At 53.0% G+C, this 16,829-nt stretch carries 20 protein-coding genes; all 20 read right to left on the bottom strand.

Going from position 1 to position 16,829, the window contains the following annotated elements; all coding sequences use genetic code 11:
- Positions 1 to 7 precede the first annotated feature (7 nt).
- A complete protein-coding gene (locus GTN70_02180; GenBank protein NIO15805.1) occupies positions 8 to 715 on the bottom strand; it encodes a GAF domain-containing protein in 708 nt (235 codons plus the stop codon).
- A complete protein-coding gene (locus GTN70_02175; protein ID NIO15804.1) occupies positions 712 to 1,509 on the bottom strand; it encodes a DUF4115 domain-containing protein in 798 nt (265 codons plus the stop codon). The genes GTN70_02180 and GTN70_02175 overlap by 4 nt, the downstream gene beginning before the upstream one ends.
- Positions 1,510 to 1,520: 11 nt before the next feature.
- Complete coding sequence (locus tag GTN70_02170) at positions 1,521 to 2,276, bottom strand: tetratricopeptide repeat protein (protein ID NIO15803.1); 756 nt, start codon at positions 2,274 to 2,276, stop codon at positions 1,521 to 1,523.
- A 15-nt stretch (positions 2,277 to 2,291) separates the two neighbouring features.
- Positions 2,292 to 3,152: an S-methyl-5'-thioadenosine phosphorylase gene (gene mtnP, locus GTN70_02165; protein NIO15802.1), complete on the bottom strand. Its 861-nt coding sequence runs from the start codon at positions 3,150 to 3,152 to the stop codon at positions 2,292 to 2,294.
- Between the two features lie 47 nt (positions 3,153 to 3,199).
- The gene (gene rlmN / locus GTN70_02160) at positions 3,200 to 4,255 is read right to left on the bottom strand and encodes a 23S rRNA (adenine(2503)-C(2))-methyltransferase RlmN (GenBank protein ID NIO15801.1); all 1,056 of its coding nucleotides are present in this window, start codon (positions 4,253 to 4,255) and stop codon (positions 3,200 to 3,202) included.
- Positions 4,256 to 4,336: 81 nt separating this feature from the next.
- Positions 4,337 to 4,750, bottom strand: coding sequence for a nucleoside-diphosphate kinase (locus GTN70_02155; protein ID NIO15800.1), 414 nt, complete (start codon positions 4,748 to 4,750; stop codon positions 4,337 to 4,339).
- Positions 4,751 to 4,761: 11 nt separating this feature from the next.
- Positions 4,762 to 5,313 carry a 2-oxoacid:ferredoxin oxidoreductase subunit gamma gene (locus GTN70_02150; protein ID NIO15799.1) on the bottom strand — a complete coding sequence of 184 codons (552 nt, stop codon included), beginning with the start codon at positions 5,311 to 5,313 and terminating at the stop codon, positions 4,762 to 4,764.
- Positions 5,310 to 6,140, bottom strand: a complete 831-nt coding sequence (locus tag GTN70_02145; GenBank protein ID NIO15798.1) for a 2-oxoacid:ferredoxin oxidoreductase subunit beta — start codon at positions 6,138 to 6,140, stop codon at positions 5,310 to 5,312. The genes GTN70_02150 and GTN70_02145 overlap by 4 nt, the downstream gene beginning before the upstream one ends.
- A complete protein-coding gene (locus GTN70_02140) occupies positions 6,140 to 7,273 on the bottom strand; it encodes a 2-oxoacid:acceptor oxidoreductase subunit alpha (protein NIO15797.1) in 1,134 nt (377 codons plus the stop codon). The genes GTN70_02145 and GTN70_02140 overlap by 1 nt, the downstream gene beginning before the upstream one ends.
- On the bottom strand, positions 7,266 to 7,496 hold the full coding sequence (locus GTN70_02135) for a 4Fe-4S dicluster domain-containing protein (protein NIO15796.1): 231 nt from the start codon (positions 7,494 to 7,496) through the stop codon (positions 7,266 to 7,268). The genes GTN70_02140 and GTN70_02135 overlap by 8 nt, the downstream gene beginning before the upstream one ends.
- 37 nt (positions 7,497 to 7,533) lie before the next feature.
- Positions 7,534 to 8,415, bottom strand: a complete 882-nt coding sequence (sucD, locus tag GTN70_02130) for a succinate--CoA ligase subunit alpha (protein NIO15795.1) — start codon at positions 8,413 to 8,415, stop codon at positions 7,534 to 7,536.
- 24 nt (positions 8,416 to 8,439) lie between these two features.
- The gene (sucC, locus tag GTN70_02125; GenBank protein NIO15794.1) at positions 8,440 to 9,597 is read right to left on the bottom strand and encodes an ADP-forming succinate--CoA ligase subunit beta; all 1,158 of its coding nucleotides are present in this window, start codon (positions 9,595 to 9,597) and stop codon (positions 8,440 to 8,442) included.
- A gap of 69 nt (positions 9,598 to 9,666) precedes the next feature.
- On the bottom strand, positions 9,667 to 10,368 hold the full coding sequence (gene sdhB / locus GTN70_02120; GenBank protein NIO15793.1) for a succinate dehydrogenase iron-sulfur subunit: 702 nt from the start codon (positions 10,366 to 10,368) through the stop codon (positions 9,667 to 9,669).
- Between the two features lie 12 nt (positions 10,369 to 10,380).
- Entirely contained in the window at positions 10,381 to 12,087 is a 1,707-nt protein-coding gene (sdhA, locus tag GTN70_02115) for a succinate dehydrogenase flavoprotein subunit (GenBank protein NIO15792.1), read from the bottom strand.
- A gap of 27 nt (positions 12,088 to 12,114) precedes the next feature.
- Positions 12,115 to 12,486 (bottom strand): succinate dehydrogenase, hydrophobic membrane anchor protein, encoded by a 372-nt coding sequence (gene sdhD, locus GTN70_02110; GenBank protein ID NIO15791.1) that lies wholly within the window; start codon positions 12,484 to 12,486, stop codon positions 12,115 to 12,117.
- 12 nt (positions 12,487 to 12,498) lie between these two features.
- Positions 12,499 to 12,822 (bottom strand): succinate dehydrogenase, cytochrome b556 subunit, encoded by a 324-nt coding sequence (gene sdhC / locus GTN70_02105; GenBank protein NIO15790.1) that lies wholly within the window; start codon positions 12,820 to 12,822, stop codon positions 12,499 to 12,501.
- Positions 12,823 to 12,881: 59 nt separating this feature from the next.
- Entirely contained in the window at positions 12,882 to 13,439 is a 558-nt protein-coding gene (locus tag GTN70_02100; GenBank protein NIO15789.1) for a Fe-S-containing hydro-lyase, read from the bottom strand.
- A 20-nt stretch (positions 13,440 to 13,459) separates the two neighbouring features.
- Positions 13,460 to 14,305: a fumarate hydratase gene (locus GTN70_02095; protein ID NIO15788.1), complete on the bottom strand. Its 846-nt coding sequence runs from the start codon at positions 14,303 to 14,305 to the stop codon at positions 13,460 to 13,462.
- 30 nt (positions 14,306 to 14,335) lie between these two features.
- Positions 14,336 to 15,274: a malate dehydrogenase gene (mdh, locus tag GTN70_02090; GenBank protein NIO15787.1), complete on the bottom strand. Its 939-nt coding sequence runs from the start codon at positions 15,272 to 15,274 to the stop codon at positions 14,336 to 14,338.
- A 45-nt stretch (positions 15,275 to 15,319) separates the two neighbouring features.
- Positions 15,320 to 16,741 (bottom strand): NADP-dependent isocitrate dehydrogenase, encoded by a 1,422-nt coding sequence (locus GTN70_02085; protein NIO15786.1) that lies wholly within the window; start codon positions 16,739 to 16,741, stop codon positions 15,320 to 15,322.
- Between the last annotated feature and the right edge of the window lie 88 nt (positions 16,742 to 16,829).

Raw genomic sequence — 16,829 nt, 5'->3', positions numbered from 1 at the left:
TCCCTTCTTACCTTTTCTTCCCTCTTATTTTGAGGCAGTTCCTGATCAGATTGGAAACTATGTTGATATAGTTCATCTCAAAGGGGTTGAAGAAGTGTATCTTTACCGTTTGAACGTTTAACACACCGAGGAGTCTATCTCCATCCCTGATCGGACAGGACAGCATCCCCTTGTATTTTTCCTCCTCCGTAACGGCAAAATACTTATAACGATCATCAGCAGACGCATCGCTCACCACTACAGGACCGTCGCTGAGTGCGGCCGCACCCGTTATTCCCTCACCCGGTTTTAATTTGACCACCCCCACAGATTTCTGCGAAAGACCGTGCGTGGCAGTGAGGACGAGGTACTTTCTCTTGTAAAGGTAAATAGAGCAGACCTCCACCTGCATCCTGCGTGCGATGCTCTTTACGATGTCGGCAAGCACGGATGGAAGAGGTTCGGAGGAGGTAGTAAGCCTGCTTATTTCTTCGAGGGACAAGAGGTCCACCTTCCTGTCCACTTCGGCAAAAAGTGAAATCGCCCCCCCGCTCTCAAGATCGAGGACGGGGTGAGAAAACTTCGTCTCATAGGGGTTGACTCTCCTTGTCCGTTTCGCATAGTAGGTTTTCTCTTTGTACCCGCAAATGCAACCCCAGTGTATGTGGTCGTAGTCGACCTTCTCTTTTCCCATTATCTTTCCGCATTTCCTGCAGCGGACATTTGCCTCTCTCACTCAACTCCCTCCATACTCACCGTCTTTTCAACCACTTCCCCCGATTTTCCAAGAGGCCCTAATTTTTTCCCGTTCAGGACCGCCGAGACACCACCGGCATTGCCCAGTTTGAACTTGATGGTCTTCTTGGCTTTCACCTTCAACCGGTCACCGGGATAGAGGGTTACGTCTATCGGGCTTCCGCTGTCAGGGACTATGTAGAGCCAGGTTAGCTCCCTGGCTTCGAGGTTGAGATTCAATCCCTGATCGCCCTCACTTGCCTTGATTCCACCGTTATCGGCCTCAGCCTTTTCTCCCTCTTTTTTCGGTGCCTGCACGCTCTCTCCCTCCCCTCTTTCCGTTGTCTGCTCCACCATGTCAGAGGCGTTATGTGCAAACTCCGTTTCGAGCTTTGCCCGGAGGGCGAGCTTGTTTTTCTCCTTCCGTATCTGGTAGCCCAGCACCGAAACGATCAGAACAAGTATGGCCAGAGCCGTTATGATCCATGCGGGCCAACCTTTCAGACGGATTCTTCTCCTGTTTCTGCCCGGTATCGGCTTCAGGGGTTCGAGTTTGACCGGCTCCCTTGCAGAGATGTAATCGTTGTAGCTATCCAACATCTCTTTCGGGTCGACCTCGAGGAGCTGGCAGTAACTCTTTATATAGCCCTTGGAGAAAACGGGTTCCGGGAGTACGTCGAAATCACCTTCCTCGATGGCATTGATATAGGATTTGCTTATCTTGAGAAGCCGGGAAGCCTCTTCAAGGGTTATCTTCTTTTTCTCTCGAGCTTCTTTCAATGCTATCGAAGGCAAAACCTTCCCCTTTATCTTTCAATAAGTTCGATATACTCTCGTGCCATATCTTTAACATCATCCGATGTGCTGATCTGCTCGACTTTCCTGAACGATTCCAGGGCCTTTTCATAATCTTTTTTCTTCAGATACACGGTGCCGAGCTGAAAGTGCGCAGAGACGTACCCGGGATTCAGCCTGATAGCCCTGTTGAAATGCTGTATCGCCTCGTCGTAATCACCCTTCTGCGTATAGATCCTTCCGAGATTGAAATGAGCTGCGGGAAATGTTGGAGAGATCGATGAGGCCCGCAGGTACATCTCCTCGGCCTTGTCTGCCAATCCCATCTTCTCGTATTCGATGCCGAGATTGTTGTAGGCTCTCTCGGGTGTCGGGTAGAGGATGTTCTCCAGGGTCTTGTTGTAGTACTCGATAGCCTTTTCGCTCTTCCCCATCCTGCTGTAGAGAAGGCCCAGATTGTTGTACGCCTCCGAATAATCTTCATCAATTGCAACTGCTTTCAGCATGTATTTCTCTGAGAGCTCGAGATCACCTCTCCTTAGATGGACGAGTCCGATGGCGAGCTTGATTTCCGGATTGTCCGGGTCGAGCTTTTCGGCTTTATCGAGCTCAGCGAGGGCTGCCGTAATCTTTCCATCCTGCAGATACCCCACTGCGAGTCGGAGTCTTGATTCAGCCTCCCTTTTCTGCTGTTTGTTTGTGGCAGCACACGAGGCGAGGGCAGAGACAAGAAACATCAGGGTAAGGAAAGTGAGCAACTTTTTCATGAGATCTCCTTTTGTCTATTCGAGGAAGTCTCCAATGATGGGTTTCAGCTTCTCGTAAGTTTCCGGTGCAATCCTGTCCCTTGCCGTCATTATGGCATTTTTCAGTGCCTGGGAACAGGAACAGCCTCTCTCACCGGGAAGGTTCATGGCTACTTCCAGGATAATTTTTTTCGAGTTCGCAACGTTCCTTTTCAGGACTTCGACCACTTTTTCAGCTGTGACATCCTCTTCGCTCTCGTGCCAGCAGTCATAATCTGTCGCAAGGGCCATTGTTGAATAGCACAGCCCTGCCTCTCTCGCCAGCTTCGCTTCCGGGATATTCGTCATGCCGATCACGTCGACCCCGAAAGAACGATACACGAGGGACTCGGCACGCGTCGAAAACTGGGGGCCCTCGATGCATATATACGTCCCGCCGTTATGAACTCTCTCCACCACCTGGTTAGCAGCATTGTACAAAATCTGAGCCAGTTCAGCGCAAACAGGGTCTGCAAAGGCAATGTGTCCGACGATCCCATCATCGAAAAATGTGTTGATGCGAAACCTCGTATTGTCATAGAACTGATCCACGACGACGATGTCGCCCGGGGCAATCTCCTCTTTCATGCTCCCCACGGCACTTACGGAGAGAATCCTGGTAACACCGAGCTTCACCATCCCATAAACATTTGCCCTGAAGTTTATTTTTGAAGGATGTATCCTGTGGCCCCTACCGTGCCGGGGGAGGAAAATTATCTTCCCCCTCTCATGTTCACCGATTATGTATGAATCGGAAGGGGGTCCGAAGGGCGTCTCGACGCTCACCTCATCAACGATATCGACGCCGGAAATATCGTAAAGGCCACTGCCCCCGATGACGCCAAGAACCGTTTTCATTTTCTCACCTCTCGTGCCCTCTGTAATCTTATTGAAGCGGCAATCTTCTATTCAAGGGTTTTTCCCTTTCCCCTCATTTTTCCCCGCAACTGTCCGCAGGCGGCCTCAATATCGGCTCCTCTCCTCTCCCGTATTATAGTCTGGATTCCCTCGTTCACAAGGATTTCCCGGAATCTGTCCACCGACGCAAAACCGGGGGTTGCATAGGAATTCGAACCCGTCTGGTTGAACGGAAGGAGGTTTACCTTTACCCTGCACGATTTCAGAAGCGCCGCCAGCCGTGCCGCATCACGCGGTGAGTCATTCAATCCCGCAATGAGAAGATATTCGACCGTAACCTTTCTGTTTTTTTTCGGCTTGACCTGCTCGAGGAACTGTACGAGGTCCTGGAGCGGGTATCTTTTGTTCACCGCCATCAGTTTGCTTCGAAGAGCATCCGTCGTCGCATTCAGGGAAACGGCAAGGGAAACGTCGCAGGCAGACACGAGCCTTTTCAGCTCGGGTATAAGGCCGCAGGTGGAAACGGTAATTCTCTTTTGGGAAATAGAAAATGCAAATTCTGAGTTCAGGATTTCTATCGTTCTTAAAACTTCGTCGAGATTATCCAGGGGCTCTCCCATACCCATGAAGACAACGTTGGTCGAGCGCTCTCCCCGTGCGCGCAGGTACTGCTCTGCCGCACAGAACTGATTGACTATCTCCCCGGCGGTCAGGTTTCTCGAAAAACCTCCCTCCGCGGCTGCGCAGAAACGGCACCCCATCCTGCAGCCGACCTGGGTAGACAGGCATATGGTATTTCTCCTGCCCTCCGGGATCAGGACCGTCTCAACCCCATCTCCATCGGGGAGCATGAAGAGAAACTTCACCGTCCCGTCCCGGGACACCCTCACCACATCGTGATCAAAGCGGGATACGAGAAAGTGTTCCTCCAGCTCCCGGCGGAAAGGTTTGGAGAGGTCCGTCATCTCCGGGAAGCCCGTCTCGAGCTTTCCGTAGATCCACCTGTATATCTGCCGGGCCCTGAATCGCTCCTTGCCCCACGCGGAAAAGAGCTCCTCGAGTTCCCCCAGAGTTTTTCCCTTCAGGTCTACCCTGCTACCCATACGGCGGCCTCACAATAAAAAAACCCCTTCCGATAGTATACTACCAGAAAGGGCGATTTGGTTTCAGGGGACGTCTACCTATTAGATCACTTCAAGCTCGCTGAAAAAGAAGGCTATCTCCTTTTGCGCCGTTTCGGGGGAGTCGCTCCCGTGAACGATATTTTTCTCTATCTCCGAGGCAAAATCGGCCCGAATGGTCCCGGCGGCGGCCTCTGCGGGGTCGGTGGCCCCCATGATTTCCCGGTTCTTTGCTATCACTCCCTCTCCCTCGAGGACCAGGGCCACGATCGGTCCTGAGGACATGAACGTGGTGAGGCTGTTGAAAAAAGGTCTCCCTTCGTGCACCGCGTAGAAACCCTCGGCCTGTGCTTTTTCCATCTTCACCATCTTGATGGCTACTATTTTTATCCCCTCTTTTTCAAACCTGGCGATGACTTCCCCGATGAGCCCCCTCTCGACCCCATCGGGTTTCACTATGCTGAGCGTCCTCTCCAAGGGGGGATCCTTTACTGAGCGATTTTTTCCTTTGCCATATCGAAGCCGATCTTGAGGGCCATTTTGTTCAGATCTTCAGTCCCCCGGGGAACCCTCGAGAGGACGGCTTTCTCTACGGAGTCGAAACTGATCTTTTCAACGATCGCCGTTATTGCCCCTATGGCAACGATATTTGCCACAAAAGCCTTTCCCACCTTCTCCTGGGCCGCCCTGATGATGGGGAGCTTTATCACCCGGTAATTTCCCTCGGGAATCTCCGTGACAAAGTCCTCGTCGACGAGCAGGACGCCCTCTTCCTTCAGGTCCACATAGTATTTGGTACAGGCCTCCTGTGTCAGGGCAAGAAGGAGATCGATGCTCATGGCTTTTGGGAAATTTATCGTTTCGTCGCTGATGATGACCTCGGACTTGCTTGCACCTCCCCGTGCTTCGGGACCGTAGGACTGGCTCTGGACCGCATTGATTCCTCCGTATATTGCGGCCGCTTCTGCAAATATCACTCCCGCGAGGATCAACCCCTGACCGCCCGATCCTGAAAACCTGATCTCGTAGCGCGCCATCACCTCCCTCCTTTTTCTCTTGATCTGACCCTTTTAACCATCTCGTAGTAGACTTCGGAGTACTCCGGTTTTTCAATCCTGAAGAGAATTCCCGTTGGGTATTTCCCTTCAGCCTTTTCAGGAGGAAGTTTCTGATAGGCGCTCAGAGGCACGTAATGGTCTTTCATCCAGAGAAGCATGTCCGTGGGATTCTTGAACTTGTTCCTTCTCCCATAGGTGGTTGGGCATGCATTTATGATTTCAAGAACAGAAAGGCCCTTGTGATTTATGGCCTCTACCACCAGCCTGTCCAGGGCGGCTGCGTGATATGCCGTCCCACGGGCGACAAAGGTTGCACCTGACCCCTTGGACAGCTCGTTAATGTCAAAGTGAGGATCTACGTTTCCGTAGGGCATCGTCGTTGCGAAGGCTCCGGTGGGAGTTGTGGGGGAGTACTGTCCCCCCGTCATGCCGTAGATGAAATTGTTGAAGATGATCACGGTGATGTCGATATTTCTCCTGCAGGCATGAATAAAGTGGTTTCCCCCGATTGCGGTGGCATCCCCGTCCCCGGTGATGACGAGAACATTTTTTTCCGGTTTTACCATTTTTATACCCGTGGCGAATGCTATTGCTCTTCCATGGGCGGTGTGGAGGGTATTAAAGTCGACATATCCGGGGAGTCTCGAGGCACAGCCAATACCTGAAACAATGGCCGTGTCATCTTTTGATATTCCTGATTTTTCTAATCCGCGGATGATTGCTTTCAGTACGATTCCGTATGTGCACCCGGGACACCAAATGTGGGGGAATTTTTCGTTCCTCAAATAGGGACTGTAATCATAAGCCATCAGATAACCTCCTTCACCATGTCCAGAATTTGCCCGGGATTTATGGGGTCGCCATCGACCCTGAATATCCCTTCTACCCTGGTTTTGCCCTTTGAAGTCCTTTCGACCTCGAGAATGATCTGACCGAGGCTCAACTCGGGAACCACGATGCTCTTCACCCTTCCGGCAAGCGCCTCGATTTCCCTGTCGGGAAATGGCCAGATGGTCAGGGGCCTGAAGAGGCCTATTTTCATACCATTCTCTCTGGCGGTTTCCACCGCCTCCTTGGCTGACCTGCCGCAGGCGCCGTATGCAAAAATCGCCACCTCCGCATCGTCGAGCATGAACTCCTCGTATTTGATAATGTCATCCCTGTTGGCATCAATTTTCCTCATGAGCCTCTCCTCCTCCACATGGATCAGCTCACAGGCATTGACGGGGAAACCCGTCATGTCGTGATTCAGGCCGGTCACATGGTACCGGTAACCCTCGAAAAAGTTCGCCATTGGGGGGATGTCGCCCTTTGAGGAGTCGTAGGGGAAATACTCTTCCGGTGCCACATTTGGCTTTGTCCTGTCGATTATCTCCAGCTCACCCGGTTCGGGAATTTCAATCTTCTCCCGCATATGTCCCACAATTTCATCGAAGGCGATAATGACGGGATTCCGATATTTCTCTGAAAGGTTAAAGGCCCTCACCGTCTCGGTAAATATTTCCTGCACCGATGCCGGTGTGAGCGTAATTATCGGGTGGTCGCCGTGGGTTCCCCATCTGCACTGCATGATATCAGATTGCCCCGGTCCTGTCGGAACGCCCGTTGAGGGGCCACCCCTCATGACGTTTACGATCACGCAGGGAACTTCGGCAATCGCAGCAAAACCGATATTTTCCTGCTTGAGGGAAAACCCGGGGCCGCTCGTGGCGGTCAAGGACTTGGAGCCCGCAAGGGACGCGCCGATAATGGCTGCCATCGCGGCGATCTCATCCTCCATCTGCATGAAGGCTCCACCGATGAGGGGCAGTTTCACCGCCAGAACCTCGGCCACTTCGGTTGAGGGAGTTATCGGATAGCCGGCAAAAAAAGTGCAGCCCGCGTACAGGGCTCCCTCGGAGCAGGCTTCATTTCCCTGCAAAAGACGGATGGTCTTAGCCACTTTTGCCTCCCTTCACTTCCTTTTTTTCGACGAAAATTGCGAAATCGGGACACCTGAGCTCACATTGACCGCAGATGATGCATTTGTCGATATCAACAACCTTGACCTTGAACATCTCCATACCGAGAACGCTTTTCGGGCACAACCTCACGCATATATCGCATCCCTTGCAGAATTTCGGGACAATGGTGATCTTTACCTTCTCGTTTTCCTTCGGGATCATCTTTTCCTGCGTCTTGATCATCGATCGATACCCCTTGTCAGTTTATTTCCATGCCGAGCACCCTGGCCATGGAAACACCCATATCGGCCGGGCTTTCGGCAACCTCGATACCTGCATCTTTGAACGCCTTGATCTTCTCATCAGCCGTTCCCTTCCCCCCCGATATGATTGCACCCGCATGGCCCATTCTCTTCCCTTTCGGCGCGGTCCTTCCCGCGATAAAGCCGACCACGGGCTTGGTCATATTGTCTTTGATGAACTGGGCGGCCTCTTCCTCTGCGGTACCGCCTATCTCACCGATCAACACCACCGCCCGGGTTTCGGGATCGCCCTCAAAAAGCCTCAGCACATCTATGAAATCCGTCCCGTTGACAGGGTCTCCTCCAATTCCCACACAGGTGGACTGGCCCAGGGAAAGGGATGTCAGCTGGGCAACCGCTTCGTAGGTTAACGTGCCCGACCGCGACACGACGCCGACTTCTCCCGGCTCGTGTATGTACCCGGGCATGATCCCTATCTTGCACTCGCCGGGAGTAATAACTCCGGGGCAGTTGGGGCCAACGAGGCGGGTCTTTCTGCCTTCCATGAATCGCTTGACTTTCACCATGTCGAGAATGGGAATACCCTCTGTTATCGCCACAACAAGATCCATTTCGGCGTCGACGCATTCCATTATAGCATCACCCGCAAAAGCAGGTGGAACATATACCACCGATGCATTCGCCCCCGTCTCCCTCACGGCTTCGTCGATGGTGTTGAAAACGGGGACTCCCTCAACCTTCTGCCCCCGCTTTCCAGGGGTGACTCCCCCCACTATCTTGGTACCGTAGTCAAGCATCTGCTTTGTATGGAATGCGCCCGTGGCACCCGTAATTCCCTGAACAAGGACCCTGGTATCCTTATTTATGAGTATGCTCATCTGCCTTCTCCCCCTAGAAATATTTCACTGTGCCGCCGCGACCGCTTTCTCAGCAGCATCCCTCATATCTTTCGCTGAAATTATGTTGAGGCCGGATTTTTCGAGTATTTCCCTTCCCTTTTCGACATTTGTTCCTTCGAGCCTGACAACGAGGGGAACACTCAACTTTACCTCTTTCGCTGCCTGAACGACTCCCTCGGCGAGCACGTCACATCTCATTATACCGCCAAAGATGTTTACGAGGATTGCTTTCACTTTTGGATCGGCGAGAATCAGCCTGAAGGCGTTTTTCACCTGGTCCGTCGATGCACCACCACCCACATCGAGAAAGTTGGCAGGTTCGCTGCCGTGGAGTTTGATCATATCCATCGTGGCCATGGCAAGCCCCGCCCCGTTGACCATACACCCGATGTTTCCGTCGAGGCTGATGTAGCTCAGGTCAAATTTCGAGGCCTCGTATTCCATCTTGTCTTCCTCGTCTACGTCCCGCATCTCGAGAATATCGGGGTGACGGAAAAGCCCGTTCCCATCGAAGTTCATCTTCGCATCGAGAGCGATGACGTCGTCATCGGCTGTGATTACCAGCGGATTTATCTCGGCAAGGGAGCAGTCCGTGTCGGCAAATGCCTGATAGAGGCTGAGTATGAACCTGACAGCCTTGCTTACCTGGGCCGGCTCCATGCCGAGTCCGAAAACGAGCTTTCTCGCCTGGTATGGCAGCATACCAACGCCCGGATCTACATACTCTTTCAATATTTTCTCCGGAGACCGCGCCGCAACCTCCTCTATTTCCATGCCGCCTTCCGAGGAGGCCATCACGACGACTTTAGACTCCGCCCTGTCCACCACCAGGCCAACGTAGAGCTCCCTCTTGATGTCGGTTGCTTTTTCCACCATCACCTTCCTGACAAGTTTCCCTTCGGGACCCGTCTGATGGGTGATGAGCGTCATCCCCAGAATCTTCCCCGCGTGTTCCCTCACCTCCTCCATCGTCTTTGCCATTTTGACGCCGCCACCCTTGCCTCTCCCCCCGGCGTGAATCTGCGCCTTTATGACAACGGGAAGCCCTATCTCCTTTGCAATGGATTCGGCCTCCTCTACCGTGAATGCAACTTTGCCGGGAGGAATGGCAACGCGATATTTTGCCAAGACCTGCTTTGCCTGGTACTCATGGATATTCATCTTCTCTCCCCTTCCTGCGTTCTTTAAAAAAGATACCCTCCACCCCCGGTATCCCTTTCCGTTTACGGATTATATCTTTCTCAAAAATGCGAGCTTCTTCAGTTCCTGGATCCCGCCGGTCACGTTCAGGTTTTTGGGGCAACACTCGTTGCAGTTGAAGATCGTGTGGCACCGCCACAGCCCGTTGTGATCGTCAACCAGGTCGATCCGCTCGGCCGCCCCCTCGTCCCGGGAGTCGAAGACGAACCGGAACGCTTTCAAAAGCGCTGCCGGCCCCAGGTACTCCTTGTTGTACCAGAATGAGGGACACGATCCGGTACAGCTTGCACAGAGTATGCAGTTGACACCGTCATCTATGATGGCCCTGTCTTTGGGAGACTGCAAATACTCCTTGTCCGTCGGGGGTGTATCCGACACAAAGAACGGGTTGATGGCCTTCAGTCGATCTATGAAGAGGTCCATGTCCACTATCAGGTCCTTCAAAACCGGGAAACCATTGAGGGGCCCGACGGTTATGGTCTTGCCCTTCAGCTCTGCGATCTGGGTGTTGCAGGAGAGCCCGTTTACGCCATTCATGACAACTGCACAGGAGCCGCATATTTCATGCCGGCAGGACCTCCTGAACGAGAGGGTCCCGTCAACATACCACTTGATATGATGCAAAGCGTCAAGGACTGTCCATCCTTCTTCGCAATCGATTTCGTAGGTCTGAAATCTTGGAGAGGAATCCTGCTCCGGGTTATATCGGTAAACTTTGAAGGTATACCTCATCTCGTTTCCTCCTCAATATTTCCTTTCTTCAGGCGGATAGTTCGTTATGACGACGGGTTTGTAATCCAGCCGCACACCGTCATCCGTCCTGTAAGCGAGGGTGTGCTTCATCCAATTCTCGTCATCGCGTCTTGGAAAGTCGGTCCGGAAATGCGCTCCCCTCGACTCCGTCCTCGCAAGCGCCCCCACCACTATGACCTCTGAAAATTCGAGAAGATGGGAGACCTCTATCGTCTCTATCAGCTCCGTATTGTAGTAGAGGCTCTTGTCATCGACGGCCACATCTTCGAATTGATGCTGCAGATCTTTCACGGTGGAAAGAAGGGTCTCGAGCCCCCTCTGATCCCGAAAGAGACCGCAGTGAGCCTGCATCTGCTCCTGGAGGTGCTTTATGATTTCAGCCGCCCTCACTTTCCCCGTTCCCCTGATCAGCCTTTCTATCTCTTCCTTTACCGGCTTTTCGGGCTCATCGGAAAGAGTCCGGTAATCGAGGCCATTTCTCAAATCTCCTATTATCGCTTTTCCCGCCCTCCTGCCGTGTACGACGGCGTCAAGGAGCGAGTTAGTTCCGAGCCTGTTTGCACCGTGAACCGACATGCATGCGCACTCTCCCGCTGCATATAACCCTTCCACCACACTATTTGCCGCGTCATAAATAACACGGCCATGGATGTCGACGGGGATACCACCCATGGAGTAGTGGGCGGTTGGCTGAATCGGTATGGGCTGCGAAAGAGGATCGACGCCTGCAAACTTCCTGGTCAATTCCGTTATCTGGGGAAGCCTCTCCATGAGCCTCTCTTTGCCGAGGTGGCGGAGATCGAGATAGACGTAATCCTTCCCCTCTATCCCCCTGCCCTCGTTTATCTCCGTCTGCATGGACCGTGCAGTGAGGTCCCGCGGTGCTATCTCCATGAATTTCGGCGCATACTTCTCCATGAAACGCTTGCCCTCGCTGTTCAGAAGATACCCGCCTTCGCCTCTTGCGCCCTCGGTCAGGAGTATGCCCGACTTGTAGAGCCCCGTCGGATGAAACTGCACACATTCGAGGTCCTCGATCGGCAACCCTTCCCGGTACACGAGGGCAAGCCCGTCACCGGTATTTGCATGGGCGTTGGAGGTTATCTGGTATGCCCTGCCATATCCACCCGTCGCGAAAAGAATGGCCTTTGCCCGGAATGTGTGAAGCTCACCATCCTTGAGATTTATCGCCACAACTCCGGAACACTGATTGTCCTGTGCGATCAGCCGGGAAACGTAGAACTCGTTGTAAAAGAGCACTTTCTTTTCCAGACATTTTTCCCACAGCGTATGCAGAATGAAATGCCCCGTCGAGTCGGCCCCGTAACACGCTCTCGGCCTCGAGTGCCCGCCGAAAGGACGCTGGGCGATCTTCCCGTTGGGAAGCCTGCTGAAAGGACACCCCATATGTTCGAGTTCGTAAATGACTTCGGGAGCTTCCTGGCACATGAGCTCCTGTGCATCCTGATCACCGAGCCAGTCACTCCCCTTCACCGTGTCATATGTGTGCAAATCGATCGTATCGTCGCTCTCGTTTGCAATTGCCGCTGCTATCCCTCCCTGGGCAGCCCCTGAATGGGAGCGGGTGGGATACACTTTGCTGAGCACGGCGACATCTGCTTTTCCTGCAAGCTCAAGGGCAGCCCGAAGCCCGGCGAGCCCCGCACCAATTATAATAACCTCATGCTTGTGAATCATTGCTAATCACCTTCCTCCATTGAATTTTTAAGCTTTGACCTGGAAAGGAATGACGGTGAGCGCACCGAGTATCAGGAAAACTACCCCTAAGAATACCACCACAGAATAAAGGGTCCCCTTTTGCCAGGGAACCTTCACGTAGTCCCTGATGATCATGAGAAGACCGTTCATGCCGTGGAATATGGCCAGTACCAGGAAAAGGAGGTTGAAAGTTTTCCAGAACGGTGAAGCGAGACGTGTCGCTATGTCCAGATATTCAATGCCGTCCGCCGTCTTCGGCCCGAGGTGTTCGATCCCCCAGTGAGTAAGGAGAAGAACGATAAGCGCCATCCCGGACAGGCGCTGGTAGAACCACCCCAGGGCCCCACCGGATTTCAAAGATCCTTTATATCTCTGCATGGCATCCTCCCATCAGTGAGCTAGGTGGGATAGAATGTTGAACCCACCGTAGAGAAGGAACAGTATCCCGACAACGACCGAACCCCAGAATACCTGCTTTTGCTGCCTGATCCCCACTCCAAGGTCGAAGAGCAGAATCCTGAACCCGTTGAATGAGTGAAAGAGAACCGTTCCCAGAAGCCCTATTTCGAGAAGTTTGAAAAACGGTGTCTGAACCTTGGCCATAATGGCGTCGAACGCCTCCGGCCCCTGCCCGATATGGTGAATCACCCAGATGTGGATAACCAGATACAGGGTGAGCGCCACACCGGAGAGCCGATGCAGAATCCAGGCCACTGAACCTGTATGCCACCTGTAGCCCATAAGCCTACCTCCTGAGTTTTATTGGGGAAATTTTACATTTCCTTTGCGTATTTTTTGACACCTTCGACAAAGAGATCATTTCCATGTATATCGTTGACCACGATGGCGGGGAAATCCTCGACAACGAGCCTCCTTATGGCTTCCGGGCCGAGGTCTTCATAGGCAACGACTTCAGCCTTTTTGACCTGCCTTGCCAGGAGGGCAGCAGCACCGCCTATGGCGGCAAAATATACCGCTTTGTTCTTGACCATCGAGTCGATAACTTGGTGAGACCTGGGCCCCTTGCCGATCATACCTTTCAGCCCTGCATCCATGAGCCTGGGGGCATAGGGGTCCATCCGGTAACTGGTCGTGGGACCCACTGACCCTATCGGCTTTCCCGGGGGGGTGGGGCTTGGACCGGCATAGTAGATTATCTGTCCGGTGAGATCTACCGGCAGCGGCTCTTGCCTTTCAAGGGCCTCTGCCATTCTCTTGTGGGCCGCATCCCGCGCGGTGTAGAGGACTCCACTGATCAGGACCCTGTCCCCCACCTTGAGCTCGGACAGCACATCTTCGTCAACCGGAGTCGTAATCTTTATTTCGCTCACTTTTCCCGCACCTCACTCTGTTAAATTTCGACCTCTTTATGCCTGCTGACATGACAGTCGATGTTTATTGCCAGGGGAAGACTTGCAATATGGCTCGGATGTGATTCGATTGAGACGGAAAAAGCGGTTATCCGGCCGCCAAGGCCCTGGGGTCCAATGCCGGTGTTGTTTATCTTTTCCAGGAGTTCCCTTTCCACCGCTGCCATCTCCGGCTCAGCGCTGAACTCCCCGATCTTCCTGAGCAGCGCCTTCTTGGCCAGCATGGCCGCTTTTTCAAAGGTCCCTCCAATGCCGACCCCCACTTTGATGGGAGGGCAGGGGTTTCCACCGGAATTTCGAACCCTCTCGATCACCGCTTTTTTTATCCCTTCGAGCCCCTGCGCCGGCGTGAGCATCATCACAGAGGACATGTTCTCGCACCCTCCCCCCTTCGCAAGGAAGGTTATACGCACCCTGTCGCCGGGAACGATGTTGTAATGAATCACGGGTGGAGTGTTATCGCCGGTATTCACCCTCTCCGTTGCCGGCTTTGCAACGATAGACTTCCTGAGAAAGCCTTCTTCATATCCCTTTCGCACCCCCTCGGTAAGGGCTTCGGATATGTCCCCGCCTACAAACCTGACATCCTGTCCCACATCGACGAAAAGAACGGCAAACCCGCAGTCCTGGCATACCGGCATTCCTTCCTCTCTTGCTATCTCAGCGTTCTCAATCAGCCGCTGCAGGATATCCTTTGCCGCAGGGGACTCCTCCATTACAATGGCATCTTTGTAGGCCTTGATAACGTCCTCACCCAGGCTGGTGGTCGCATCGATACACATCTTCGACACCACAGGAATCATGTCCTTGACATTTATCTCCCTCATCTTGGGTTTATCCTTCCTTCTTTATTTTTATTAAAATCCCATGCTGTCGACGATGTCACAGAGCTCTTTTACCGCACCTGCAGAATTCATCAGGGCAGCCTTCTCCGTATCGGACAGCGTAAACTCTATGATCTGTTCAATCCCATTCGAGCCGAGTTTCACGGGGACACCGACGAAGAGGTTGTCGATCCCGTATTCGCCCTGACAGAGAACGGCACAGGGAAGGATCTTTTTCTTGTTGAATACGATCGATTCCACCATCTCAACTGTGGCCGCTGCGGGAGCGTAGTAAGCCGAGCCGGTCTTGAGAAGGGATACTATCTCTCCGCCCCCCTTTCTCGTCCTCTCCACGATCGCTTCGAGCCTGTCGCTGCCGATGAGGTCCTCCACCGGAATGCCTGCGACGGTGGTATATTTGGTAGAGGGAACCATCGTGTCGCCGTGCCCGCCCAGAACGAAGGCGTTGATGTTTTCCACGGACACGTCAAGCTCCATAGAGATGAAAGCCCTGAACCTGGCCGAGTCGAGAATGCCCGCCATACCCATAACCCTTTTCTTGTCGAATCCGGAAGTCTTGTAGGCAACATAGGTCATTGCATCCAGAGGATTTGCCACGACGATAATTATCGCATCGGGAGATGTGGCAACAGATTTCTCGGTAACCTCCTTGACTATTCCCGAGTTGATTTTCAAAAGGTCGTCCCGGCTCATGCCCGGCTTTCTCGGGACCCCTGAAGTGATGACGATGATATCGGATCCTGCCGTTTCCTCGTAACCGTTCGTGCCGATCACCTTGGAGTCGTAGCCGAAAACCGGGCCCGTCTGCATGAGATCGAGGCCTTTTCCCTGAGGCATCCCCTCTACGATATCGACGAGAACGATGTCTGCAAAATCTTTCAATGCAAGGTCTTGCGCAGTCGTAGCCCCCACGTGTCCCGCACCGATAACGGTGATTTTGCTGCGAGCCATTTCACCCCTCCTTTTCATAAAAGAGTTAAACTGCTAGGGAAACGATCAATCCATATTTGCAATAATGGCCTGCCCGAACGCAGAACACTTTACCTCGTTCACATCCTTGACGCCTTCCGCCCTCATCAGGCGGGCAAAATCATAGGTGACCGTTTTAGATCCGATGGCTCCTTCAATCCCCCTGATGATGAGGTCAGCCACCTCGTTCCACCCCATATGCTGGAACATCATGACTCCAGACAGGAGCACAGATGAGGGGTTGACCACGTCCTTCCCCGCATACTTGGGCGCGGTGCCGTGGGTTGCCTCGAAAATGGCATGTCCGGACTGATAGTTGATGTTCCCTCCCGGGGCGATCCCGATTCCCCCCACCTGGGCTGCAAGGGCGTCGGAGATGTAATCGCCGTTCAAGTTCATCGTTGCGATGACGTCGAACTCCTTGGGGCGGGTGAGCACCTGCTGGAGTGTAATATCGGCAATGTTGTCCTTGATGAGAACCTTGTCTTTCCACTTTCCGCCGCCGTGGGTATCCCACAGCTTCAGAGTTTCCTCGACCTCACTGAGAATGGCCTTCTGCTTGTCCTCATCAAGCTGGTCGAACCATGCCTCGACCATCCTGGCATTGTCCACGTTGGAGATATCCGGGTTGCTCTCCTTGTTCTCCAGGACCCAGGCTTCCCGCTGGGCAACCACGTGAGGCCTCAGTTCCGGCTCGTTTGCAAGCTCATACCCCCAGTCCCGGAAAGCCCCCTCGGTAAATTTCATAATGTTCCCTTTATGAACCAGGGTGACGGATTTTCTCCCGTGTTTGATGGCGTAATGCACGGCGTCTCTAATCAGCCTCTTCGAGCCCTCGATTGAAACGGGTTTGATCCCGATGGAGGACGTCTCGGGGAATCGTATGTTCTTGACTCCCATTTCCTTGATGAGGAAATCGATTATCTTTTCAGCTTCGGCGGTCTGCGCCATCCATTCGATTCCCGCGTAGATATCTTCCGTGTTCTCCCGGAAAATTACCATGTCGACGAGTTCCGGCTGCCGAACCGGGCTTGGAACGCCCTTGAAATACTTAACGGGCCTAAGGCAGACGTAGAGGTCCAGAATCTGGCGGAGAGCAACGTTCAACGACCTGATTCCACCGCCAACAGGGGTGGTAAGCGGCCCCTTGATGCCAACCATGTACTCCCTGAAAGCCTCGACGGTATCCTCAGGCAGCCAGTCGCCAAACTTGTTGAATGCCTTTTCCCCCGCAAAAACCTCAAACCACTGAATTTTTTTCTTTCCTCCAAATGCCTTTTCCACGGCGGCGTCAAATACCTTCACCGATGCATTCCATATGTCAACGCCCGTCCCGTCCCCTTCTATGAATGGCAGTATCGGGTTGTCAGGCACCTGCAGATTCCCCTCTGCATCAACGGTGATCTGCTGTCCTTCTTTCGGTGGAACAAGATCTTTAAACTTCGGCATAATTCCCCTCCCAAATTTTTTTCATCAAAAATCGTTTGCCGTTTTCGGAGATTTGGCAAGCCTCAAAACAATGCATACAGTATACAAA

This window comes from Deltaproteobacteria bacterium (genome assembly GCA_011773515.1).
Classification (GTDB): Bacteria; Desulfobacterota; Deferrimicrobia; order J040; family J040; genus WVXK01.
Note: the sequence above shows the minus strand (reverse complement) of the source record. Positions and strands in the feature narration are given on the sequence as shown.